Here is a 22792-nt window from a genome sequence, read left to right as displayed (position 1 = left end):
AGCTCAATGATGAAGTCCACACCGCCCCTCGCGATACGGAGTTGGCGACGATTCGTCGCCATCGCAGGGTTGCTGATCGTCGCACTCGTGGCGATGATCGGTTGCAGTAGCGATTCGAACGACGAACCGACCAAGGCCGCAGAGCCCACGACCCGCGTGATCGAAACCGAAAAGGGCTCGGTCACCGTGCCCGCGTCGGCGGAGCGCATCGTGGTTCTGAGCGGCGGTCTCGCCGGATACCTGTACGCCCTGGACGCACCGGTGGTTGCCACCGATACCCGCGTCCTCGGTGTCACGAACCTCGACGGTGGATTCCCGCCGGCATGGTCGGATGCCGCAAAGGCGCAGGGCACCAAGGAATTGCCGGCCGGCGAGCAGCTCAACATCGAAGCCGTCGCGGCGGCTGAACCCGACCTGATCATCGGCGGTGGACAGGGCATCACCTCGGTTCAGGCCGAGGAACTCTACGACCAGCTGACCGCTATCGCACCCACCGTGTTGGTCCCCAAGACGGTTGCCAACTGGGACAAGCAGCTCGAGATCGTCGCCGATGCCGCAGGTCGTTCGGACAAGGTTCCGGCACTGATCAGCGCGTACGACGACAAGGTCAAAGAGGTCAAGGGCAAGATCAAGGTTCCCGAGGGCAACGTCGTCTACATTCTCTCGCTCGCCAACAACAAGCCGTACCTCGTGCCGCCGACGGCAGCGCTCCCCGCGATGCTCGCCGAGCTCGGTTTCAAGGCCGACGACGTCATGGCCAAGGCCGGCAACCCGCAGCTCTTCGGCTCGGGTGACTCGTTCGAGGTCAGCCCGGAACTGCTCTCGCAGGTCGCCGATGCTCCTGTCGCCTTTGTGATTCCGGTGTCCGGTCGCCCGATGGCCGAACTTGCCACCGATCCGCTCTACTCGCAGCTGCCGTCCTTCAAGGCAGGCACGACGTTCGAGCTCCCCGCCACCAGCTACCGTCCTGACTACGACGGCGCAATGGCTACGCTCGACCTGATCGGCCAGACCTTCGCATGACTCGATTCGGTGGGCTGGTGATCGATGTTTCACCGTTGCGGACCAGCCGTCCATTCAGGTACGCGTTTTCCGCGCGATTGATCTCGCTGCTCGGGATCGGACTGCTCGTCGTAGCCGTTCCCGCGCAGACCTACCAGCTCACCGGGTCGACCTTGCAGGTTGCCGGAGTGTCCACGGCGATGGCCATCGCCATGTTCTTCGGCAGCCTGTTCGGCGGTGTGCTCGCTGATCGTTACGACCGGCGACGCACCATCCAGTTGGCCCGCAGTGCTGCGGGTCTCGGCTTTGTCATTCTCGGGTGCAATGCGCTCTTGCCACACCCGTCGATGTGGGTCATCTACGTCGCGGCAGCTGTCGACGGCTTGGCCGGCGGTGTCAGCAGCTCGGCCTTGATGGCTTTGATGCCGACGTTGTTGCCGCGCAACAAGATGGCTGCGGCCGGCGCTTTGGTAGCGCTGACCACCGACATCGGGACGATGATCTCGCCGGCAATCGCCGGCGTGATCATCGCCTCCGGCGGCATCCCCGCGACATACTTTGTTGCTGCGGTGGCCACCGCAGCAACTGTCACGTTGTTCCAAGCCATCGGCCCTTCCCCTGCACCGGGCACGAATCACGAAAGCCCGATGCGCGCGCTTGTGACCGGCGTGAAATTCGCCGGCACGCACACAGTCATTCGCGGCATCCTGATCAGCGGTCTGTTGGTCATGTTCGTCAGCGGGCCGATGGTGTTGCTGCCTGCCTTCGTCGACCAGGTTCTCGGCGGCGGACCCACCATGCTCGGTCTGCTCTACGGCGCCCCCGCTGTCGGCGCTGTGGTCGGTTCCCTCACCAGCGGGTGGACGGGACGAGTCCACCGCAACGGCGCCGCGATGTTGATCTCTGTTGCGCTGATGCCTCTCGGCCTGGTGGTACTGGGTGCGTCGGGAGCAGCGATTGTCGCGTTCCTGGGCCTGGCCGGATTCGGCCTCGGCCGCGCACTCAACGACATTCTGAGATTTGCAGTCCTTCAACAGAACACGCCGGACGAATTGCGCGGACGCGTGTCGAGTCTGTGGATGGTGCAAGCCGTCACGGGTACGGCGATCGGTTCGATGGCAGCCGGGTTCCTCGGGCAGTGGCTCGAGCCTGGCGCCGCGCTACTGGTCTTGGGGCTCGCCGGTGTGACACTGGGCCTGGTGTTCCTGGCAGCATTGGGTTCGGTGCGCCGGGTAACTTCGGATATCAACGAAGTCGATCGCTCCGAAAACACTGTGCCGGTGGGGAATGCTCCGCCGGAAAAGGAAGGTAGTTCATGAACCGAGGAGACCACCTCGCGACCATCGCCGAAGTTCTGGCGGGAACCACCGGCGCAAAAGTGCCGTACCCCATCGGCATTCGCGAACTCGAAGTTGTTCGCAGCGAAATGGTCGGGACCGGACTGTTGCGTCTGACCTTGGGTGGACCGGAGTTGGAGGGCTTCGAATCGCACGCTCCCGACGAGCACGTCCGCCTGGTGTACCCGGATGCAGACGGAACTTTGCGTCTACCTGAACGCGACGGATTCAGCCTGAAGTGGCCTCGTCCATTGCCGATCTCGCGTGAGTACACCGTCCGTCGATACGACGCCGAGGCGGGGGAGCTGGACCTCGACTTCGCGCTCCACGAAGGTGGGTACGCCTCTGATTGGGCTCAGGCGGCCACCGTCGGCACTCGGGTGCACGTGGCAGGTCCGCCCGGCGGCGTCGTAGTTCCATGGACGTACGACCGCTATCTGCTGGCCGGTGACATCACCGCCCTTCCTGCCATTGCTCGTTGGCTCGAGATGATGCCCGCTGCTGCCGCCGGGTGGGTGTTCGTCGAGATCACCGACCCTTCACAGGAAATCGAACTCACTGTTCCGGAAGGAGTCGAGGTGCGATGGCTGCACCGCGGTGACGTCCCAGCCGGTCACTCGGATCTGCTCGAGCAGGCAGTCCGGACGGTCACCGTGCCCGAAGGTGAGCGCCTCTACGCCTGGATCTCCGGTGAGGCCACCAGTCTCAAGCCGATTCGCAGATTCGTGCGCGACGAACTCGGCCTGAGTTCGGGCGACCACCTGATCACGGGCTACTGGAAGCGCGGAGTCGCAGACTTCGACGAGGACGACGACGACCACTGAACATCGGTTGACGCCGGTTTCGGCATCGTCACCGCGACAACGAGTCCGACAATCGCAACGATTGCCGCCACTCCGAAAGCCGTGGCGAATGCCGAGTGCTGGGGAAGGCCGCCGGATGAAGTCGCGCTCGCGATGATCCCGGCGGCAATTTGGGTTCCCACAGCAGAACCCAGCGATCTGGCGATCGTGACTATTGCCGTCGTGACACCTACGCGGTCTGCCGGTGCGCTGTCGGCGGAGATGACGAACACTGCCGTCGACGCGGCGGCAACGCCGGTACCCGCAAGGATCAGCACCACAACGATCTGCCACATCGTGGTTGCAAAGACCCCGACGGCGCCGCTCAGGCCGAGAAAGGCAACCCCCGCTACCGCAATGGCTTTCGTGCCGACCCGTTGTGCGAGCTTTCCGGAGATCACCGACGCGATCACCGCTGCGCCGTAGCCGACGCACAGTAGGAAGCCGATGGCGCTGGTCGACGCACCGCGGCCGAATCCACTCTCCTCCGGCACGGCGAGTTGTTGCGGAAGTAGATAGACAACAGCGCCGTAAGTGAACCCGAAAACCACGCCGACGACCACGGCGCTCCACATCGAACGATGCCGCATCATCGTCAGGTCGACCATCGGCTCGGTTGTCCGGCTCTGATACCTGGCCCAGATCGTGAACACGGCAGCGGAAGCGAGAAGCAGCAGCATCGACGTCGGTGCGCCCCACCCGTTGCTCGATGCGCTCGCCAGCCACGCCGTCAGCGTCAACAACCCCAGAGCCAATCCAGCAGCTCCCAGCCAATCGAGTCGGCCGCCGACGTTCGACATGTGATCTCGTGGTGCGCTCACGGCAAAAGCAATTGCGCCGAGCAAAACGAACGCGGTCGGAACTGCATACATCGCGGTGCGTGAGACGTTTTCCGCGACGGGTCCCGCCAGCACGACTCCCAGAGCGCCGCCGGCCACGACGACAGCCCCGAGCAAACCCGTGGCCGTCTTGAGTCGGTCCGAGGACAAAGTGCGTCGTAGGACCACGAAGCTCACGGGAAGCAACCCGAGCCCGAATCCCTGGAGAAACTGGCCGAGGACGAACAGCGGGAAGATCGTTGCAAGAGCGGACACGCTGCCGCCCAGGACGACGATTGTCGTGATCGCGAGCAAGGTGGGGCGGGCGCCGTACACGTCGGCTATTCGCCCGGCCATCGGCGTGACGAGAACAGTGCTCAACGTCAGAGCGACGGATGCGAGCGCTCCGACGTCGGCCGTCACTCCGAAGTCTCTCTGTATCAGGGGGAGTGCGGGGACGATGATGCTTTCGAGCGCGGCCACGGCAGCGATCAGCAGGGTCAGGCTTGCGATAGTTGCTACCGGTCGCGGCTGATTTCCGGAGATGCTCTCTGTGGTCATCGTGCTCTCTTTCGGTCGGGGAGTGAGGAGCTTCTGGACACGACGAAGCGCCGCCCCAGCAAGAGTCCGGAAGGGTTGTGGCACTGGGTATATCGGTCAGTGCAGTAGGGCGTCTTGTTATTGCGTTACGCGTACCGTTATTGTGGAGAAATGTAATCGGATTCAGCGCACAAAGCAAGAGTCGGATGGGGCGGAATTGGCGCGAAGTATCGCGAGACCACAACCGGCAGACTTTCGATGTTGTGGTCGGTCAGGGTCAGGTGATGTGACGATGAGGCGTATTTCTCGTCGAACATGACGCTGGTCACCAAAAGGGCTCTGCCAGCAGGGAGTTCATCTGCCGGACACATCCAAGGTCCCCGTTTGAATGCCGGGTTTGTTAGCTTTCTGCCTGTGACGCGACGTCACGGAAAGTTCACGAATCACGGAGGATCATCATGGGTTCTATTTCAACGATCATCGGAATCTTCGAGCTCTACAAGCTTCTCGAGCCGCTGCTGAGCTCGCTGAGCTGATTCAGGTGTGATTTCGCTGTCGAGCCGGGGCGCCGAGGGACTCGGCTCGACAGCGGATCTCGAGGATCCGGCGCGATCAGGACCCGTGGAACGGATGTCGGCACCGGCAGAATTCCATCGCTCCGGTGTAGTGGTCCATCACCAGGATTTCTGCACACCGAGCGGGCTGCGGTGCGAACCTGAGGCAGCGCTCGATCCAGCCGCGCTCCAGCGAAGGGGCGGGGTGCGCGCAGTTCCCGCATCGGCCGGGACGTTCGGCGACACGTACGGAACCGTGGTGCTCCGGGGGCATGCCAAACATCTTGGTGGTGCGATGTTTCCAGGGCAATGGTTCGGCTCGAGCGGAAGCTATGTCACGAAAGCCCGGCGGCGATATGCGAGGACCGAACCCGTTGAGCTGCGCTACCTGGCTCCCTGATAATCCGATTGCCCAGACTGAGTTTTTTGGTGCAAGTTGCGGCTACTGCGCTGACGCCCAGAAATTCTCGGACTATCTGGGCAACGATCATGCGGTGGTAACCGCGAACAGAATCCGATCCGGCTCGCGTTGCATACGGGTGATCGCGACGCGGCCTCCGATCCAAGCACCAAATGCACCAATCGCAACAGCGACAGGGATGGCGGAATAGTTCACCGGGTTCGGTAGCAGCGCTCCTAGTAGCACGCCGGGCGCCGTTGTCGCGGCGAAGATGACGATGGCGAGGATGATCAGTCCGAAGGACGAGCCGTTGAAGGATCCGCGGGTGTTGAGGGAGAACGACTTCTTCATCTCCGGGACCGGGTAGGGGGCTTTGGCGGATATCGCCACTGCCAGTCCTGCACCGACTCCCATCATCGAAATGCCGACGGCGAGCGGCACGGCCAGTCGGTCGGTCCCGAGGTCCCCGAAGATCCGTACAGCAGCTGTTGCGACGACCACGAAGGGTGTCATCACGATCGCCCACGCGATTTGTCGGCCCCGGACGTCAGCGGCAGCGGCTTCGGGGATCATCACCAGATGCCAGATCGATGCGCCGTCGAATCCGTACAGATTCGATCCGGCTGCCATTGCCAGGTAGATCAGGAACCAGGCACCCCATGCGGCGGAGAAGGGGATCGATGACGAGATCAGCGGTCCGAAGCCGGAGACCAAGGTCATGATGGCAACGGAGAGCAGTTGTGTTCGTCGGCGCATGTCGCCGTGCCAGAGCGAAAGCTCGCGAGAGATGACGGTGCCCAGTCGGGATGCGCGCCAACCGGTTCGAATGTCGCGGCCCTGGTTCTTCAATTGCACGGAAGTGGCGCCCGCTGATTCTGCGACCTTCCCGTTGAAGTAGCGAACGACCAGGCGTTGCCATGACCACAGCAGTGCGAGATCGACCAGCACCAGGGCGAGGACTGCTCCGGCGGCGAGGAGCCAGGCGCCTCCTGCTGCTGCGTCGACACTGGTGATTCCCCACGCGAACGGGATCGAATGCGCGACCGTGAGCGGCCACGTGACGTCGCCGTCCACGACCGTGCCGAGGCGACTCTGCAGCGGAAATTGCAGCAGATACAGCCCGCCGAAGAACGTGCCGAATGCCAACAGTCCCAGTTCGCGGCTGCGACGACTCCGTAGGAGCTGCGACATCGCCAGCATCGCGACCCGTGAGGTGCCGACCATCAGCAGGACCGTTGTGGGCCACGCAACGATCGCCAGAGGCAACGCGGCAGCATGGTGGGTTGCTGCATAGATCGGTATCGCTGCGGCAGCCAACGCGGTGATCGGGACGGTCATACCGACCAGCGACGTCGAGAACAGTGCTCTGGCGAGTCGGACGGGTTCCAGGGGGAGTAGTTGGAAATGTCTGGGGTGAAGATTGTCATCTGACAGACCAGACATGATCGGCATCAAGATCCACATCACGCCGATAGCCGACAGTGCGAGACTGGTTGTGCCGCTGACGAGTTCGGAAGAGCTCGCGCTCGTCCCCGAGGCTTGCAGGCACAGCAGAGCTGCCCCCAGAACGCCGAAGAGTGCTGCCACGACTTTGATGACGGCTCTGCCGCCGGTGAATTGACGTTTGTAGAGGGTCACGCGCATGCGGAGAACAGTGCGCCACAGTGAGGTTGGGGCGCTGCGCGTCGTCGGCAAGCTCGTAATGCTCATGCGCGCATCCATGACAGTCCGTCGGGATTGGGATTGCGGCTGCCGACAAGGCGAACGAATGCCTCGTCGAGTGTGTTGCCTGCGCGCACCTCGTCGACCGTTCCTGAAGCCACGACGCGACCGTCTGCGATGACTCCGATGTGAGTACACAGTTGTTCGACAAGGGCCATCACGTGACTGGAAAGAATGACCGAGCCACCTGAGTGGACGAACGAGAGCAGAATGCTCCGAATTCCGGCCGAAGAAATGGGGTCGACAGCTTCGAACGGCTCATCCAGTACCAGTAAGCGAGGGCCGTGCAACAAGGCCGAGGCCAACCCGATTTTCTTCGTCATACCCGCTGAATAGTCGGCGATGACCGTTCCACCTGCATCGGCGAGATCGAGCGCGGCCAACAGTTCGTCGCGTCGTGACGCGATGACGTCCTCTGGCATGCCGCGCAGTCGCCCGAAATAGGTGAGTAGTTCATGACCGGTGAACTGGGCGGGTAGCGCCAGACCGTCGGGTAGAACGCCGAGCAGACTCTTCGCTGCCACAGGGTCGTTCCACACGTCGTAGCCGTACACCAGGCTGCGACCGTAGTGCGGGCGAAGCAATCCGACAGCCATCGACAGTGTGGTCGTTTTTCCCGCACCGTTAGGGCCCACCAGGCCGAACAACGAACCTGAGGGCACCGCGAGGGAAAGGTCGTTCACAGCAACTTTCGCGCCGAACGCCATGCAGAGGTGTTCCACCTGTAAGGCCATCGGTCCGGGAGGCAACTGGCCTGTCTCGGGGAGAGGGTGCATCGATCGAGGGTAACTGTCCGGAGCCCTGTGCGCGGAGACAGAGCGGAGCGATGCAGGCTGCGTGCACCGAATGTCATTGGTAGGTGGTTGGTCGCGGCATGAGTCGCTGGTTCGCAAGCTGAGCGGATGGCAGGAGTCGAACCTGCGTGGACGGTTTTGCAGACCGCTGCCTTGCCGCTCGGCCACACCCGCATTGATCCAATTATGTTCGTAGTGAACAACAGTCGCCAGGATTGTGATCAGGGTGAATTGATCGCCATGTGACGGATTGTAGGGAAGGCGGTGAACTGGCGGGCTAGGCGCGGGAGAACACCGCGACCAGGAATTCGGAATTGTCCTTGAACGGGCGCAGATCCCACGTGGACAGCAGCAGATCAGCCTCGAGGCCACTCGCGGCCGCGTCGGCGAGAAACTCGGGGAACTCGTAGCCACGGCCGGCACCGAATCCGATGACCACTCGGCCGCTCGGAGCGAGATGACGAGCAAATCCTGACAATACTGCTTGCCTGGTTGACGGAGCGAGAAACGCCATCACGTTGCCTGCCGACACGATGACGTCGAAATTCGCCTCGACACCGCGGGCCGGTAGATCGAGCTCGGAGAGATCGCCGACAAGCCACGTAGGGCCGGGGTGGTCCTCCTCCGCGGCAGCGATGAGAACCGGGTCAACGTCGACTCCGACAACCACATGCCCGACGTCGTGCAGATAACCGCCGAGTCGGCCCGGCCCGCACCCTGCATCGAGAACCCGGCCACCGCGTCCGAGCATCGCGTCGATCAAACGTGCTTCCCCGACAATGTCCTTGCCGTCCGCTCTCATGGAACGGAAACGCTCGACATATCGTGTGGAATGCGTCGAGTCGGCTGCAGTGATCTCTTCCCACTGGCTGGGGATGCGCTCGTTCGGGGCCTGTGCAGTCATCTTTCGAGGGTACCGACAGCTCACCGGGTGCCGACGACCGTCCCGTCTGCGGCATATCCGACGAGAGTTGGACGCGGGAAGGTGAGTGAGAGGGGAATCCATCCGTAGAAGCGGTCTTCGGCAAGAATTGTCGGATAGATTTGGCCGTCTGCGGTGTGAAGTTCGGCCCGAACGGCACCTCCCGCCCCTGCGTCGTAGGTCGCCTCGTGCGAACCGGCCTCGTACCCGGCGCCGCCCCCGAATGAATCTGCGCCGTACAAGTCGTCGTTCGATCTGCAGCCGTGTCCGAGGCTGATGAATTTCGACGGACCAACCTTGTCGGTCTCGGATGACGTCTCGAAAACCGGGGCGACGCACCTCCAGCCATCAGCGCCGTGGGCAACGAAGACGCTGAACACGGTTCCGTCAGGTCCGGGGATGGACCCGACCCGCTCGGCGGTGGACGGATCTATTCCGCCGTTGGTTCCCGGCATGGTCTGCCAACCCGAGTACATATCCGTAAACGGTTTAGGCATCATCGCCGTGGCAGCGGCGCAGCCCACCATTCCCGCTGCACAGAGCATCGCGACGAGAGCTACGGCGCCTACCCGGCGGCGTGGAACTCTGGGTGTTCCAATGTTGTTTTCGTCAGCGATGATTCGGATGCGAGCGGCAACCTGGACGTTCTCGGGCCAGAGTTCGGCGGAAAGAGAATCGGTCGGCCGCAGCTTCTCGAGGGTGGTCAGCAAATCTTTGCTCATGGAGTACTCCCGTGTTCGGCGGCAGCGCAAGGTCGGGCGGTGTTCATCGGGATCGCGGTGTCAGGTTCTGAAGCCAACCCGGTGCTCAATCGACGCCGAGCGCGAAAGAGTCGAACATGCATGGCTGGAACCGAACACCCGGCGACCCGCGCTGCTTCGGTGGCGGTCAATCCGTCCCAGGCAGTCAGGAGTAGGGCTTCACGCTCGGCGACGGTGAGTGTTGCCAGTGCTTCGAGCAGTTCCGTGCGGTCGGTGACAGTGACGTCGGCGCCCGGCGTCGATGCCGCGATCTGCTCGATTCGTCGCATCTTCTCGGTCAACGCATCATGGCGCCGAACGCTTCGACGGTTGTTGTTCACGGTGTTTCGAGCCACCACCAACAGCCATGGAAGTGCCTGTTCGGGCACGTCGTCCAAGCGTCGCCAGGCAACGAGGAACGTCTCGGAGACAACTTCCTGTGCGCTGTGATGATCGACGTGGCGGCAGGTATAGGCGAACACCCGACCGGCGTAGGCGTCCCACAGGACGGTGAAACGCTCTTCGTCGCTCGGTGGTGGCCCGTCCTCGGATTTCGGCGTCATAAGAAGAGATGTCCGGCTGGTTGCTGATCCTTACAGCGTGGGCGCCAATGGACGGTATGCCGTGTTACTCCGGCCGAGGATTCCGACGGTCAGGAGCAACAACGCAAGGATGTACAGCGTCATGATCCAGATGCCGGCAGCGGCAGGCTGCCACTTGTTCGCCTGACCGAGCAGGATCAGGGCGTCAGAGGTGAGGAACAGTGCGCTGCCGATACCGGTGATCGTGTTGTAGGCCAGTGCGGTGGACGCGGTTCCCACCAGGATTGCGGCGTACACAGGGACGGCAATCCGAAGTGCCGGTTCGAGACCGGTCCAGGCGTACGACACAAGGGCAATTCCGGCAACGGCGTACGCGCACAAAAACCATGGCCGCCTTCGTATCTCCCGAAGAGCGCCGTGCGAGAGAAAGAATCGGATGAAACAGACGTGACCGATCGCGAAGGCGGCCATCCCGATGACAAACGTGGAGTCCCAGATCAGGAACAGGTCTCCGAAAGCGCAGGCAATCAGCGCAGCAGCAACAATCCTCGGTCCGCCTTGGTCGACAACCCAGGCAGCCAGAATCGGCGCGAGCATGACCTTGGTGATCCCGTCCCAGGGCACAGCATCAGCGGCATTCAGGATCAGATGAAGAATCGCCACCGCGGAAAACCCGACAAACCATGGCGACCGGAAGGTACTCGGCAGTCCGGCGTCGCGAACAGATTCACGCATCGGCTCAGTGCACGAAGTCCGCTGCACGCTCGGCGAGATCGAGCGCCGGCTGGGGGAGTATGCCGAGGATGAGCGTTACACCGGCGCCGAGGCCGATCACACTGCTGGTCAGTGCACTCGGCACCACGACGGTCGGTGCGTCTTCCGCCGATTCGGTGAAGAACATCAACACGATCACTCGCACGTAGAAGTAGGCGGCGATCGCGCTGCACAGGACGCCGACGATGACGAGAGGCGCGGCCCCACCCTCGGCGGCCGCGCTGAACACCGCGAACTTTCCGATGAACCCACTGGTCAACGGAATCCCGGCGAAAGCCAACAGGAACAGTGCAAACACAACGCCGACCAATGGTGAGCGTCTGCCCAATCCGGCCCAGCGCGACAGCGCAGCGACCTCACCGTCAGCGTCTCGGACCACACTGACGACGGCGAACGCACCCACGGTGCTGAATCCGTAAGCCAGAAGATAGAACATCGCCGAGGCGAGGCCGGCATCCGAGTCCGCCACCACGGCGGTCAGAATGAATCCGGTGTGCGCGACAGCCGAATAGGCCAGCATTCGCTTCATATCGGTCTGCGTCACTGCAACGATCGATCCGACAACCATCGTGAGAATCGCGACCGCCCACATCAGCGGGCGCCAGTTCACGTATTCATTGGGCAGGGCCACGTAGAAGACGCGAAGGATGGCGCCGAACGCGGCAATCTTGGTCGCAGTCGCCATGAAACTGGTGATCGGCGTCGGCGCCCCTTGATAGACGTCGGGAATCCACGAATGAAACGGCACTGCACCGACTTTGAACAGCAACCCCACTGCCACCAGGGCCGTTCCGAGCCAGAGGAAGGCGTCGGTGCCCGACCCGATGCGTGCTGCGTCGGCGATACCGGAGAGCGTGACCGTCCCGGCATAGCCGTACAGCAACGCAATTCCGAAAACGAAGAACGCCGACGAAAATGCCCCGAGCAGAAAGTACTTGAGCGCAGCTTCCTGGGAGAGCAGGCGACGTCTACGTGCCAGACCGCACAGGAGATACAGAGGCAGTGAGAACACTTCGAGCGCAACGAACATCGTCAGTAGATCGTTCGAAGCCGGAAACAACAACATACCGCCGACCGCAAAGAGCGTGAGCGGAAAGACTTCGGTCTGGGCGATACCGACCTTCACTGCTTCTTGCTCCGCAACACTTCCCGGGACGCTCGACGCTTGAGGGGTGAAACTGCCGAGCGCGTCATGTTGCGCAATCACTTGGGCGGTGTTGCCCGAGCCTCGCTCGGCAATCAGCAGTACCGCGGGGATCGACACAAGAAGGATCGTGGCCTGCAAGAACAGCGTCGGTCCGTCGACAGCAACAGAACCCATCATCGCCGTCGACCGCGTGCCGGCGAGCAGAAGCACTGCCACGAATGCGGCCGCCAAACCTCCGACACCGAGGACGAGTTGCACTGGGTACCGAATACGCCGGGGTGCAAAGGCTTCGATGAGTACCCCGGCCACCGCAACACCGAACACGATCAACATCGGTGCGAGCAGGCTGTATTCGATACTGGGTGATGCCGCGTCGGCCGAGCCGAGGATGGTCACGTCGTTGAAGGAACTCATTTGTGGGCACCTCCTTCGTGGTCGGCGACGAGCGGCGTCGGTGCCTCGTAGACGACCGTGTGGCTCACTGCAGGAGTGATGACGTCCAAGGCAGGCTTGGGGTAGATGCCGAGAAGCAGGAGGAGTGCGATCAGAGGGGCGACCACCACGAGTTCGCGTCGCGCGAGGTCGCGGATCGTTCCCTGCCCTTCCTTCACCGGTCCGCCCATCATGCGCTGATAGAGCCAGAGTATGTAGATCGCGGACAGTACAAGCGCGACAGTCGCCACGATAGCGGCCACGTGGTAGCGCGAGTACGTTCCGATCAGCACCAGGAACTCGCTGACGAACGGAGCGAGACCCGGCAGAGACAGTGTTGCCAACCCCGCAACGAGGAATGTGCCGGCCAGGACGGGTGCGACTTTCTGGACGCCGCCGTACGCTGCGATCGATCGTGTACCTCGCTGCGAGACCAGGAAGCCCGCAATCAAGAACAGCGCGGCAGTGGAGATTCCGTGATTAACCATGTACAGCGCGGAACCTGCCTGGCTCTGGCTGGTCATCGCGAAGATTCCGAGAATGATGAAGCCGAAGTGTGAAATCGACGTGTAGGCGATCAGTCGCATGACGTCTGTCTGCGCGATCGCCAGTATTGCGCCGTAGACGATTCCGATCACGGCGAGCGTGATGATCCACGGTGCAAAAGTCGACGACGACTCCGGGAACAGTTGCAGGCAGTAGCGAATCATCGCGAAGGTGCCTACCTTGTCCACGACCGCCATCATCAACACTGCTGTCGACGGAGTCGATTCCACTGCGGAGTCCGGCAACCAACTGTGTAGCGGCCAGAGCGGTGCCTTGACCGCGAACGCGAACATGAATCCGAGGAACAAGGCATTGAGCACCCCGGGTCCGACGCCGAGTTCACCGCTGCTCGCCGCGGACGCGATCGCTCGGAAGTCGAAAGTGCCGCTGGTGAAGGGACTCTCGTCGCGCGTGGTGACCACGTACAGGCCGATGACCGCAGCGAGCATAACCAGGCCGCCGAGGAGGTTGTAGAGCAGAAACTTCACGGCGGCCCGCGATCGGCCAACTCCACCGAACCCGCCGATGAGGAAATACATCGGTATCAGCATTGCCTCGAAGAAAATATAGAACAGGAGAATATCCAAGGCGCTGAACGAAATCATCACCATGGACTCGACAACAAGGATCAGCGCGAAATAGGTGTGCGGCATCCGCTTGGGTGATGCCGGGTCCGCGGGGACGTCGTTCCAGCCCGCGATCAGTAGTAATGGCACCAGCACTGCGGTGAGAAGAACCAGAACGAGTGCGATGCCGTCAAGTCCGAGTGTGTAGCTGGTACCGAAAGCCGGTATCCAGCTGTGGCTTTCGACGAACTGAAACTGCTCGCCGCCGCGGTCGAACGCAATTCCGAGACCGCCAGCGATCACCAGGACTGCCACGGACACTGCCAGTGCGAGAGATTTGGCAAATTGGTACGACCGTGCAGGCAGAGCGAGGACAACACCCGCTCCGATGAGCGGAAGCAGCCAGAGCGCCGTCAGCGCAGGGAAGCCGGCATTGGTCACAGAGTCGCTCACCGCCGCTTCGATCACCACAGTGTCACCGCCATCATTGTCGCGACCACGAGTGTTGCTCCGACAAACATCACCAGCGCGTACGAACGAACGAACCCGGTCTGCAGCTTCCGCGTGAGCGTGGACAACCCGGTGACGACCACCGCAAAGCTACCCACGACGCCGCCTATTCCCTTGGTGTCGACCACTTCCAGCGACTTGGTGAGTTGTTGTCCCGGCTTCATGAACACCGCCTCGTTGAAGGCGTCACCGTACAGATCACGGCGAGCCGCAACGGTCAACGGAGAAACCGGAGTCGGTGCCACCACGGGAATCTCCCGTGTGGCGTACTCGCGATAAGCAATCGCGACGCCGGCGGCGACTGCGAGCAGCGCCAGCGCGGTGATCGACCATGCGGGTATCGGCGGTTCGACGTGATGGGAGCCGACTACCGGTTCCAGCCAGTTCTGCAAGCTGGACCCGATGGTCAGGAGCATGCCGGCCCCGACGGATCCCACCGCCAGAATGATCATCGGAGACGTCATCACCGCCGGAGATTCGTGAGGTTTCTGGTTCTCCCAGCGGGCCTTCCCGAAGAAGGTCATCAGCATCACGCGGCTCATGTAGAAGGCAGTGAGCGCCGCACCCAAGAGCGTGACGATGCCAAGCACAACGCCCTTGACGCCGCCCTCGCCGATTGCAACCTCGATGATCTTGTCCTTGGAGAAGAACCCGGCAAACGGCGGAACACCGATGATGGCAAGATATCCGAGCCCGAACGTGACAAAAGTCAGTGGCATGAACGCTCGGAGTCCGCCGTAGCGCCGCATGTCGGTTTCGTCGTTCATCGCGTGCATCACGGAGCCGGCGCCGAGGAACAGGCCCGCCTTGAAGAATCCGTGGGTGATCAGATGAAGGATTGCGAAGGCGTATCCGGCTGGTCCGAGACCCGCGGCCAGGACCATGTATCCGATCTGACTCATGGTCGATGCGGCGAGCGCTTTCTTGATGTCGTCCTTCGCACAGCCGATGATCGCACCGAACAGGAGCGTCACGGCACCGACGATGACAACCACGAGTTGAGCGTCGGGCGCGAGATCGAAGATCGGATTGGAGCGCACGATCAGGTAGACGCCGGCGGTGACCATCGTGGCCGCGTGAATCAGAGCCGAAACGGGGGTGGGGCCCTCCATCGCGTCGCCGAGCCACGACTGCAGCGGCACTTGCGCCGACTTCGCGCACGCAGCGAGGAGGAGCATCAGACCGATCGCCGTCAGGACACCTTCGCTTGCGCCGGACGCGTCGCCGAAGACATTGCTGAACGAGAGCGAGCCGAATGTGCTGAACATCAACATCATTGCGATCATCAATCCGATGTCGCCCACCCGATTGACGACAAAAGCCTTCTTGGCGGCAGTCGCCGCCGACGGCTTGTGCTGCCAGAAGCCGATCAGCAGGTATGACGCCAACCCGACGCCTTCCCAGCCGACGTAGAGTCCGAGGAAGTTGTCGGCGAGCACCAGAAGCAGCATTGCAGCGAGGAAAAGATTGAGGTACGCGAAGAACTTACGACGCTCGGGGTCGTGCGCCATGTATCCGACCGAGTAGATGTGGATCAGCGAACCTACACCGGTGATGAGCAGAACGAAACACATCGACAGTTGGTCCAGTTGCAGTCCGAACTCGACCTGAAGACTGTCGACCGGGACCCAACTGAACAGGTGCTCGGTGACGGTGCGGTCGGCGGTGTCACGGCCGAGCATGGCGATGAAAAACACCACTGCGACGACAAACGACGCGATAGCCATGACGCAGGCAAGCAGGTGACCCCACGCGTTCGTGCGACGACCGGCCAGCAAAAGGACAGCGGCGCCGCACAGCGGCAGGGCGGGGAGCAACCAGATGGCGGACGTGATTCCTCCTGACATATCAGTACTTCAGCAGGTCTGCGTCGTCGACGGATACAGAACGCCGAGATCGGAAGATGATCATGATGATTGCCAGGCCGACGACTACTTCGGCCGCAGCGACCACCATCGTGAAGAAGGCGAAGATCTGGCCGTCCAGATTGCCGTGCATGCGCGCGAAGGTCACGAACGCCAAGTTGGCGGCGTTGAGCATCAATTCGATACACATGAACACCACGATGGCGTTGCGGCGCAGGAGGACTCCTGCAGCTCCGATCGTGAACAACAGGACGGACAGATACAGATAGTTCTCGGGATTCATCGCTGAGTCTCCTCACCGGTGCTCGGATCCGGGGAACGTGGAGTGAGCGCGCTGCTGACAGAGAGCGTCGAGAACGTTCCGTCCGGCAACAAGGCCGGCATGTCCACTGCGTTGTGACGTGCGTACACGCCGGGACTGGGGAGTGGAGTGGCCGAGCCCTTTTCGGGATTGTCTTCATCGCTGCCCAGGTACGCGAATCGTTGCTGCGAGAGTTCGCGTTGGCTGAGTGTGGCTCCGATCTTCTCCCGGTGTGCGAGCATCATTGCGCCGAGTGTCGCCGTGATCAGCAGTGCACCGGTCAGTTCGAAGGCCCAGACGTAGCGGATGAAGATGAGATCGGCGAGTGCGTCGATGTTGCCCTGGTCGAGTCCGGTGAATCCGGTGAAGCCCGAGATCGACGCATTTCCGAGGCCGCCGATAAGGAGCAGCCCGAATCCGACGCCGATCACGATCGCGCTGACTCGTTGTCCGCGTAGCGTTTCGACCAGGGAGTCCGAAGAATCCACGCCCACCAGCATCAGGACGAACAAGAACAACATCATCACCGCGCCGGTATAGACGACGATCTGAACGACACCCAGGAACAGTGCGCCCTGGACGATGTAGAACACGGCCAGAATGATCATCGTCATCGCAAGGAAGAGTGCAGAGTAGACGGCCTTGGGAGCGGCGACGACACCCAAAGCGCTGATCACCGCAAGGGTTCCGAGGATCCAGAACTGCACCGCCTCGCCGGTGGAGGTCGATGTCATCGTTCCCTCCGCCAGGATCGTGGTCGTGACCGCCGCGATCATTTCTCGGTCTCCGGGTTCGGCTCTAGCTCGGGTGCTGCTTGCTCGGATACTGCTTGCTCGGGTACTGCTTGTTCGGGTACTGCTTGTTCGGGTACTGCTGTGATGTCGCCGCGGTAGTAGTCGTCCTGAGTTGTGCCGGGACGCAGCGCGTGTGGTGGCGCTGTCATGTCGGGTTTCAGGGGCGCGAGCAGTCGGTCCTTCTCGTAGATCAATCCAGCTCGATTGTCGTCGACCATCTCGTACTCGTTGGTCATCGTGAGGGCCCGAGTGGGGCAGGCCTCGACGCAGAGGCCGCAGCCGATGCACCGCAGGTAGTTGATCTGATACACCTGCCCGTAGCGCTCTCCGGGGGAGAACCGTTCTTCTTCGGTGTTGTCAGCACCCTCGACATAGATCGCGTCGGCGGGGCAGGCCCAGGCACACAGTTCGCAACCGATGCACTTCTCGAGTCCGTCCGCATACCGGTTGAGTTGATGGCGACCGTGGTATCCGGGCGCGGTGGGGCGCTTCTCCTCCGGATAGAACTCGGTCTCGGGTTTCTTGAACATGGTCGAGAGCGTCACTCCGAAACCCGCGATAGGTCCGAGGAATTCAGGCATGGGAGTCCTCCGATGTGTCGGAAACATCTGTGCGTCGCGGCGGTGGCACGTTCTGACCAGGCAGTTTTTGACCAGGCAGTTTTTGACCAGGCAGCGGTGGAACCGGGAAGCCGCCCGACATTGCATCGAAAGGCAAAGCCCCCGAAGCGGTGACCAACGCGGCAGTTCGGCGTCGGCCGCGGTAGGTCCCGGCCAACACGATCAGGAGCGCAGCTCCGAGAACCAGTGCGACGCAGAGAAGTACGACCCAGGTGTTGTAGCCCTCGTTGCGGAACGCACGAACGGTCGCGATCACCATCACCCATACCAAAGCTGCTGGGATCAGAACCTTCCAGCCGAGATTCATGAACTGGTCGTAGCGCAATCGAGGAAGCGTGCTGCGCAACCAGATGAAGACGAAGAGGAAGCCCCACACTTTCGCGACAAACCACAGCACCGGCCACCAACCGGAATTGGCGCCGTCCCAAAGATTGAACGGGAACGGTGCGTGCCACCCGCCCAGAAACAGCGTGGTGGCCAGAGCGGACACCGTCACCATGTTCACGTACTCGGCCAGCATGAACATCGCGAACTTGAGGGAGGAGTACTCGGTGTGGAACCCACCTACCAGCTCACCTTCGGCCTCGGGAAGGTCGAAGGGAGCCCTGTTGGTTTCGCCGACCATGGCTGTCACGTAGATCAGGAAGGACGGCAGGAGGAGAAAGACGTACCAGGCTCCCTGTTGGGCGTCGACGATGCCGGACGTGGACATCGTGCCGGCGTAGAGGAAAACGGCAGCGAAAGACAGGCCCATCGCTACCTCGTACGAGATGACCTGCGCGGTCGATCGAAGTGCGCCCAGTAGGGGATACGTCGATCCCGAAGACCAGCCGGCAAGGACGATCCCGTACACACCGATAGAAGTGACGGCCAGGATGTACAGAACGCCGACCGGTAGATCGGTCAGTTGCAGGGGTGACCGGGTTCCGAAAATCGACACCTGTGGACCGAACGGGATGACAGCAAAAGCCATGAAGGCGGGCACGACCGCGATGACGGGCGCGAGGAGGTAAAGCGGTTTGTCGGCGCCGGTCGGTGTGATGCCCTCCTTGAGGGCGAGCTTGATTCCGTCAGCGAGGCTCTGGAGCATTCCACGGGGGCCGACGCGGTTCGGTCCGACACGCATCTGCATGCGTGCCATGACCTTTCGTTCCGCGTAGATCGCCACCAGCGGGGTGAGTACGAGGAACACGAAGATTGCGAGAGCCTTGCCGATCACCAACCACCACGGGTCGTGCCCGAACGCCGACAGGTCGACCGGAGCTGCGACCGTCCCGTACTCGTGGGTGTTCATTGCGCTCCCGCCTTCGCAATCTTCACCACGGACCCCGCGGTGACGCAGAGCGTTTCGTAGATCGTGCTACCCGGTGAATTGAGCGGGAGCCAGACTGTTCGAGGCGGGAGGTCGGTGATCTCCAACGGTAATGTGATGGAACCGGATTCAGTCGACACCGCAACGTGATCGCCGTTGTCGGCGTCGATCTCGGCAGCGGTCTCGGCCGACAAACGCACGAGCGACGGCCGTGCCGTACCCGCCAGGTTGGGCTCGCCGTCTTGCAATCGGCCGTTGTCGAGCAACATTCGCCAACTCGACAACACTGCCTCGCCCAGTGCCGGTGTGGGCATGGTGCCTGACGGGACCTGAGGCGAGGTGGGGCGCGATCCGGACCAAGCGCCGAGGCGGTGTATCTCCGAGCGTGCGGAATCTGCGTCGGGTAGGCCCAGATCGATGCCCATCTCGGCTGCGATCGCGTGGAGAACGCGCTGATCCGGCATCACTCCTGTCGTTCTTAACGCGGTGTCGAACACGCGCTCGCGGCCTTCCCAGTCGAGGAAGGTTCCGGGCTTCTCGGCGACCGGTGCCACCGGGAAGACGACGTCGGCGAGTTCGGTGACTCCGCTGTGACGGATCTCCAAACTCACAACGAACCCTGCGGCTTCGATCGCGGCCCTTGCCTTCGCCGGGTTCGGGAGATCACTCAACTCGACGCCGCCGACAAGAAGCGCAGCAGTCGTCTGCGCCGGATCCAGCAGACTCGCGGCGTCGCGACCGTCGGATGCCGGGATGGAGGCCCCCCACACTGATTCCACCTCCTGACGTGCTGCCGGGTCCGCAACGGGGCGTCCGCCGGGAAGCAATCCCGGTAGCGCGCCGGCCTCGACGGCGCCGCGATCACCAGCGCGGCGTGGTACCCAAGCCAAAGAAGCTCCCGTCGATTCGGCGAGTCGCAGCGCCGCGGCGAAGCCGCCTACTACCGCACTCAGTCGCTCACCCAGCAGGATCACAGCACCGGGCTGCCGGAGGAGCTGACCCTCCTCACTGCTGGGGTGGGACAACGAATCCATCAGAGCTGCTTCACTTCCGGGTACGGTCCGAAGTAGACCACCGCCCATCTTCTGCAGGCCGCGCGTAGCGAATGGCGCGCTGGAGAGCACCGCCGTCTTGCCGAAACGTGCGGCCTTGCGCAGTCGCAGGAAGATGATCGGTGACTCCTCCTCTGGCTCGAGAGCTACCAGCAACGCGGTCGGGGCAGATTCGAGGTCCTGGTACGTCACCGACCCTTCGAGTGTGCGGCCAGCGACGTGAGCTGAGAGGAAATCTTCCTCTTCGGCTGAGTGAGCGCGGATTCGGAAGTCGATGTTGTTGGTAGCGAGAGCAACTCGCGCGAACTTACCGTAGGCGTAGGCGTCCTCCAAGGTAGAGCGTCCGCCGACGAGTACGCCTGCGTCACCGCGGGCCTGCGCGAAGGATCGCGCAACGAGGTCGAGTGCCATGGGCCACGACGCCGGAATCAATTCGCCGTCAGCATTGCGGATCAGGGGAGTGGTGATCCGATCACCTTGGGTCGTGTACGTGAAAGCGAAGCGCCCCTTGTCGCAGTTCCATTCCTCGTTGACGTCGGGGTCGTCCCCGGCGAGACGACGGAGAACCTTTCCGCGACGGTGGTCGGTGCGCTGAGCACATCCGTCGGCGCAGTGTTCACACACGCTGGGGCTGGACACCAGATCGAACGGTCGCGCCCGGAATCGGTATGCCGTACTGGTGAGCGCGCCGACCGGGCAAACCTGGATGGTGTTGCCCGAGAAGTAGGACTCGAAGGGCTCGTTGGCGTAGATCCCGACCTGTTGAAGCGCGCCGCGCTCGAGGAGATCGATGAACGGGTCGCCGGCGATCTGACTCGAGAATCGCGTGCACCTGGCGCAGAGGACACAACGCTCGCGGTCGAGGAGGATCTCGGACGAGAGGGGGATGGGCTTGGGGTAGGTCCTTTTCTCCTCACCGAACCGGGATTCGGTGCGACCGGTCGACATCGCCTGGTTCTGGAGCGGACACTCGCCGCCCTTGTCGCACACGGGGCAGTCCAGAGGGTGGTTGATGAGCAGGAGTTCCATCACCCCGCGTTGCGCCTTCTCGGCCACAGGCGACGTGAGCTGTGTGGTGACGACCATTCCGTCCGCAACCGGTGTCGTGCAGGACGCCACCGGCTTGCGTTGACCTTCGACTTCCACGATGCACTGGCGGCAAGCACCGACCGGGTCCAATAGAGGATGATCGCAGAACCGCGGAATCTGGGTGCCGATCATCTCCGCAGCGCGAATGATCAACGTGCCCTGGGGGACCTGGAGTTCCCGGCCGTCGATGGTGAGGGTGACGAGATCAATCGGCGGTGCCGCATCGGTTCCAGTGGTGGCGTCGGCTGCAGTCATGAGACGAACGCTCCTGTCGCGAGAACGGACCGGTGAGGATCGAACGGGCATCCGTTACCGTCGAAATGCGCTACGTATTCCTCGCGGAAGTACTTCAAGGAAGACATGATCGGGCTGGTCGCTCCATCACCCAACGCGCAGAAGGACTTTCCGAGGATCGTGTCCGAGATATCGAGAAGTTTGGTGAGATCGGCCTCGGTTCCTGTTCCACCTTCGAGCCGACGCAGGATCTGCACCAGCCAGTACGTGCCCTCGCGGCACGGCGTGCATTTACCGCAGGATTCGTGAGCGTAGAACTCGGTCCATCGCAACACCGCACGCACGATGCAGGTTGTCTCGTCGAATATCTGCAAGGCCTTGGTACCGAGCATGGATCCCGCGGCGCCGACGCCCTCGTAGTCGAGTGGGACATCGAGATGTTCGTCGGTGAAGATCGGTGTCGAGGATCCGCCGGGAGTCCAGAATTTGAGGGTGTGTCCAGCGCGGACCCCGCCTGCGTATTCGAGCAGCTCGCGCAAGGTGATTCCGAGTTCAGCCTCGTACTGGCCGGGTGTGGTGACATGACCCGAGAGCGAATACAGCGTGAATCCCGGTGACTTCTCACTTCCCATCGACCGGAACCACTCCGGGCCGCCCAGGACGATCGACGGAACACTCGCGATGGACTCGACGTTGTTGACGACGGTCGGGCAGGCATAGAGACCGGCGACAGCGGGGAACGGCGGCCGCAGGCGGGGCTGACCGCGTCGTCCCTCCAACGAATCGAGGAGAGCCGTCTCTTCCCCACAGATATAGGCGCCGGCTCCGGCATGGACGACGAGATCCAGATCGAAACCCGAACCGAGGACGTTGCGGCCCAGATATCCAGCCGCGTAAGCCTCGGCGACAGCGGTCTGTAGGCGCCGCAGAACCGGGACAACCTCACCTCTGACGTAGATGAACGCCTTCGCTGCTCGAATTGCGTACGCCGCGATGATCACTCCCTCCACCAACGTGTGTGGGGTCGCCATCATCAACGGCATGTCCTTGCATGTGCCCGGTTCGGACTCGTCGGCATTGACGACGAGGTAGTGAGGCTTGCCGTCTCCTGGCTTGTCTTCGGAGACCTGGGGGATGAAGCTCCACTTGAGGCCTGTCGGGAAGCCCGCGCCGCCACGTCCGCGCAGGCCCGCGTCCTTGACGGTTTCGATCACGGCGTCGGGGGGCGTGGCCAGCGCTTTGCGCAGCGCCTGGTAGCCGTCGCGGCGAAGGTAGCTGTCGAGGGTCCATGAATTCGGTTGATCCCAGTATCGACTCAGGACGGGGGCGAGTGTCAT

General features: G+C 62.3%; 19 protein-coding genes and 1 tRNA gene. 3 read left to right on the top strand and 17 right to left on the bottom strand.

Annotated elements, in window-relative coordinates; all coding sequences use genetic code 11:
• The first annotated feature begins 9 nt into the window (after nt 1-9).
• From AC2ETI_RS02670 to AC2ETI_RS02660, 3 genes are read left to right on the top strand one after another with little or no spacing between them, the layout of a single operon-like run.
• Nucleotides 10-1023 carry a Fe2+-enterobactin ABC transporter substrate-binding protein gene (locus tag AC2ETI_RS02670; protein WP_029538034.1) on the top strand — a complete coding sequence of 338 codons (1014 nt, stop codon included), beginning with the start codon at nt 10-12 and terminating at the stop codon, nt 1021-1023.
• Complete coding sequence (entS, locus tag AC2ETI_RS02665; RefSeq protein WP_483633526.1) at nt 1020-2321, top strand: enterobactin transporter EntS; 1302 nt, start codon at nt 1020-1022, stop codon at nt 2319-2321. Before AC2ETI_RS02670 ends, entS begins: the two co-directional genes overlap by 4 nt.
• Nucleotides 2318-3163, top strand: coding sequence for a siderophore-interacting protein (locus tag AC2ETI_RS02660; protein ID WP_483633525.1), 846 nt, complete (start codon nt 2318-2320; stop codon nt 3161-3163). The genes entS and AC2ETI_RS02660 overlap by 4 nt, the downstream gene beginning before the upstream one ends.
• Here the strand turns inward: AC2ETI_RS02660 and AC2ETI_RS02655 are convergent.
• The 17 genes from AC2ETI_RS02655 to nuoF form a co-directional block, all read right to left on the bottom strand.
• Nucleotides 3112-4560 (bottom strand): MFS transporter, encoded by a 1449-nt coding sequence (locus AC2ETI_RS02655; protein ID WP_483633524.1) that lies wholly within the window; start codon nt 4558-4560, stop codon nt 3112-3114. The genes AC2ETI_RS02660 and AC2ETI_RS02655 overlap by 52 nt on opposite strands.
• 1020 nt (nt 4561-5580) lie before the next feature.
• Entirely contained in the window at nt 5581-7203 is a 1623-nt protein-coding gene (locus AC2ETI_RS02650) for an ABC transporter permease (protein ID WP_483633523.1), read from the bottom strand.
• Nucleotides 7200-7991 carry an ABC transporter ATP-binding protein gene (locus AC2ETI_RS02645; protein WP_483633522.1) on the bottom strand — a complete coding sequence of 264 codons (792 nt, stop codon included), beginning with the start codon at nt 7989-7991 and terminating at the stop codon, nt 7200-7202. The genes AC2ETI_RS02650 and AC2ETI_RS02645 overlap by 4 nt, the downstream gene beginning before the upstream one ends.
• 121 nt (nt 7992-8112) lie before the next feature.
• Nucleotides 8113-8183: transfer RNA gene (locus AC2ETI_RS02640), tRNA-Cys, on the bottom strand.
• 103 nt (nt 8184-8286) lie between these two features.
• On the bottom strand, nt 8287-8913 hold the full coding sequence (locus AC2ETI_RS02635) for a class I SAM-dependent methyltransferase (RefSeq protein ID WP_019748160.1): 627 nt from the start codon (nt 8911-8913) through the stop codon (nt 8287-8289).
• A 20-nt stretch (nt 8914-8933) separates the two neighbouring features.
• Nucleotides 8934-9653, bottom strand: a complete 720-nt coding sequence (locus AC2ETI_RS02630) for a hypothetical protein (RefSeq protein WP_080910511.1) — start codon at nt 9651-9653, stop codon at nt 8934-8936.
• Nucleotides 9650-10234: an RNA polymerase sigma factor gene (locus tag AC2ETI_RS02625; RefSeq protein WP_483633521.1), complete on the bottom strand. Its 585-nt coding sequence runs from the start codon at nt 10232-10234 to the stop codon at nt 9650-9652. The genes AC2ETI_RS02630 and AC2ETI_RS02625 overlap by 4 nt, the downstream gene beginning before the upstream one ends.
• A gap of 30 nt (nt 10235-10264) precedes the next feature.
• The gene (locus AC2ETI_RS02620; protein WP_483633520.1) at nt 10265-10948 is read right to left on the bottom strand and encodes a lysoplasmalogenase family protein; all 684 of its coding nucleotides are present in this window, start codon (nt 10946-10948) and stop codon (nt 10265-10267) included.
• Between the two features lie 4 nt (nt 10949-10952).
• Nucleotides 10953-12548 carry an NADH-quinone oxidoreductase subunit NuoN gene (nuoN, locus tag AC2ETI_RS02615; protein ID WP_483633519.1) on the bottom strand — a complete coding sequence of 532 codons (1596 nt, stop codon included), beginning with the start codon at nt 12546-12548 and terminating at the stop codon, nt 10953-10955.
• Nucleotides 12545-14149, bottom strand: coding sequence for an NADH-quinone oxidoreductase subunit M (locus tag AC2ETI_RS02610; RefSeq protein WP_483633518.1), 1605 nt, complete (start codon nt 14147-14149; stop codon nt 12545-12547). The genes nuoN and AC2ETI_RS02610 overlap by 4 nt, the downstream gene beginning before the upstream one ends.
• Entirely contained in the window at nt 14143-16035 is a 1893-nt protein-coding gene (gene nuoL, locus AC2ETI_RS02605) for an NADH-quinone oxidoreductase subunit L (RefSeq protein WP_021333588.1), read from the bottom strand. The genes AC2ETI_RS02610 and nuoL overlap by 7 nt, the downstream gene beginning before the upstream one ends.
• Nucleotide 16036: 1 nt before the next feature.
• Nucleotides 16037-16336 (bottom strand): NADH-quinone oxidoreductase subunit NuoK, encoded by a 300-nt coding sequence (nuoK, locus tag AC2ETI_RS02600; protein ID WP_003942238.1) that lies wholly within the window; start codon nt 16334-16336, stop codon nt 16037-16039.
• Nucleotides 16333-17130, bottom strand: coding sequence for an NADH-quinone oxidoreductase subunit J (locus AC2ETI_RS02595; RefSeq protein WP_020907504.1), 798 nt, complete (start codon nt 17128-17130; stop codon nt 16333-16335). Before AC2ETI_RS02595 ends, nuoK begins: the two co-directional genes overlap by 4 nt.
• Entirely contained in the window at nt 17127-17729 is a 603-nt protein-coding gene (gene nuoI, locus AC2ETI_RS02590) for an NADH-quinone oxidoreductase subunit NuoI (protein WP_483633517.1), read from the bottom strand. The genes AC2ETI_RS02595 and nuoI overlap by 4 nt, the downstream gene beginning before the upstream one ends.
• Nucleotides 17722-19062, bottom strand: coding sequence for an NADH-quinone oxidoreductase subunit NuoH (gene nuoH / locus AC2ETI_RS02585; RefSeq protein ID WP_483633516.1), 1341 nt, complete (start codon nt 19060-19062; stop codon nt 17722-17724). Before nuoH ends, nuoI begins: the two co-directional genes overlap by 8 nt.
• On the bottom strand, nt 19059-21476 hold the full coding sequence (locus tag AC2ETI_RS02580; RefSeq protein WP_483633515.1) for an NADH-quinone oxidoreductase subunit G: 2418 nt from the start codon (nt 21474-21476) through the stop codon (nt 19059-19061). Before AC2ETI_RS02580 ends, nuoH begins: the two co-directional genes overlap by 4 nt.
• Complete coding sequence (nuoF, locus tag AC2ETI_RS02575; RefSeq protein ID WP_019748171.1) at nt 21473-22792, bottom strand: NADH-quinone oxidoreductase subunit NuoF; 1320 nt, start codon at nt 22790-22792, stop codon at nt 21473-21475. Before nuoF ends, AC2ETI_RS02580 begins: the two co-directional genes overlap by 4 nt.

This window comes from Rhodococcus sp. MurmanLake-1, assembly GCF_056945715.1.
This window is presented reverse-complemented; position numbering and strand designations above follow the sequence as displayed.

What these genes read in the sequence shown, in the direction of transcription:
- AC2ETI_RS02595 (WP_020907504.1), bottom strand. Translation starts at nt 17,130, where the DNA reads ATGATCGCGGCGGTCACGACCACGATCCTGGCGGAGGGAACGATGACA.
- AC2ETI_RS02620 (WP_483633520.1), bottom strand. Translation starts at nt 10,948, where the DNA reads ATGCGTGAATCTGTTCGCGACGCCGGACTGCCGAGTACCTTCCGGTCG.
- nuoL (WP_021333588.1), bottom strand. Translation starts at nt 16,035, where the DNA reads ATGTCAGGAGGAATCACGTCCGCCATCTGGTTGCTCCCCGCCCTGCCG.
- AC2ETI_RS02645 (WP_483633522.1), bottom strand. Translation starts at nt 7,991, where the DNA reads ATGCACCCTCTCCCCGAGACAGGCCAGTTGCCTCCCGGACCGATGGCC.
- entS (WP_483633526.1), top strand. Translation starts at nt 1,020, where the DNA reads ATGACTCGATTCGGTGGGCTGGTGATCGATGTTTCACCGTTGCGGACC.
- nuoF (WP_019748171.1), bottom strand. Translation starts at nt 22,792, where the DNA reads ATGACACTCGCCCCCGTCCTGAGTCGATACTGGGATCAACCGAATTCA.
- AC2ETI_RS02655 (WP_483633524.1), bottom strand. Translation starts at nt 4,560, where the DNA reads ATGACCACAGAGAGCATCTCCGGAAATCAGCCGCGACCGGTAGCAACT.
- nuoI (WP_483633517.1), bottom strand. Translation starts at nt 17,729, where the DNA reads ATGCCTGAATTCCTCGGACCTATCGCGGGTTTCGGAGTGACGCTCTCG.
- AC2ETI_RS02650 (WP_483633523.1), bottom strand. Translation starts at nt 7,203, where the DNA reads ATGAGCATTACGAGCTTGCCGACGACGCGCAGCGCCCCAACCTCACTG.
- AC2ETI_RS02635 (WP_019748160.1), bottom strand. Translation starts at nt 8,913, where the DNA reads ATGACTGCACAGGCCCCGAACGAGCGCATCCCCAGCCAGTGGGAAGAG.
- nuoN (WP_483633519.1), bottom strand. Translation starts at nt 12,548, where the DNA reads ATGAGTTCCTTCAACGACGTGACCATCCTCGGCTCGGCCGACGCGGCA.
- nuoK (WP_003942238.1), bottom strand. Translation starts at nt 16,336, where the DNA reads ATGAATCCCGAGAACTATCTGTATCTGTCCGTCCTGTTGTTCACGATC.
- AC2ETI_RS02630 (WP_080910511.1), bottom strand. Translation starts at nt 9,653, where the DNA reads ATGAGCAAAGATTTGCTGACCACCCTCGAGAAGCTGCGGCCGACCGAT.
- AC2ETI_RS02580 (WP_483633515.1), bottom strand. Translation starts at nt 21,476, where the DNA reads ATGACTGCAGCCGACGCCACCACTGGAACCGATGCGGCACCGCCGATT.
- AC2ETI_RS02670 (WP_029538034.1), top strand. Translation starts at nt 10, where the DNA reads ATGAAGTCCACACCGCCCCTCGCGATACGGAGTTGGCGACGATTCGTC.
- AC2ETI_RS02625 (WP_483633521.1), bottom strand. Translation starts at nt 10,234, where the DNA reads ATGACGCCGAAATCCGAGGACGGGCCACCACCGAGCGACGAAGAGCGT.
- nuoH (WP_483633516.1), bottom strand. Translation starts at nt 19,062, where the DNA reads ATGAACACCCACGAGTACGGGACGGTCGCAGCTCCGGTCGACCTGTCG.
- AC2ETI_RS02660 (WP_483633525.1), top strand. Translation starts at nt 2,318, where the DNA reads ATGAACCGAGGAGACCACCTCGCGACCATCGCCGAAGTTCTGGCGGGA.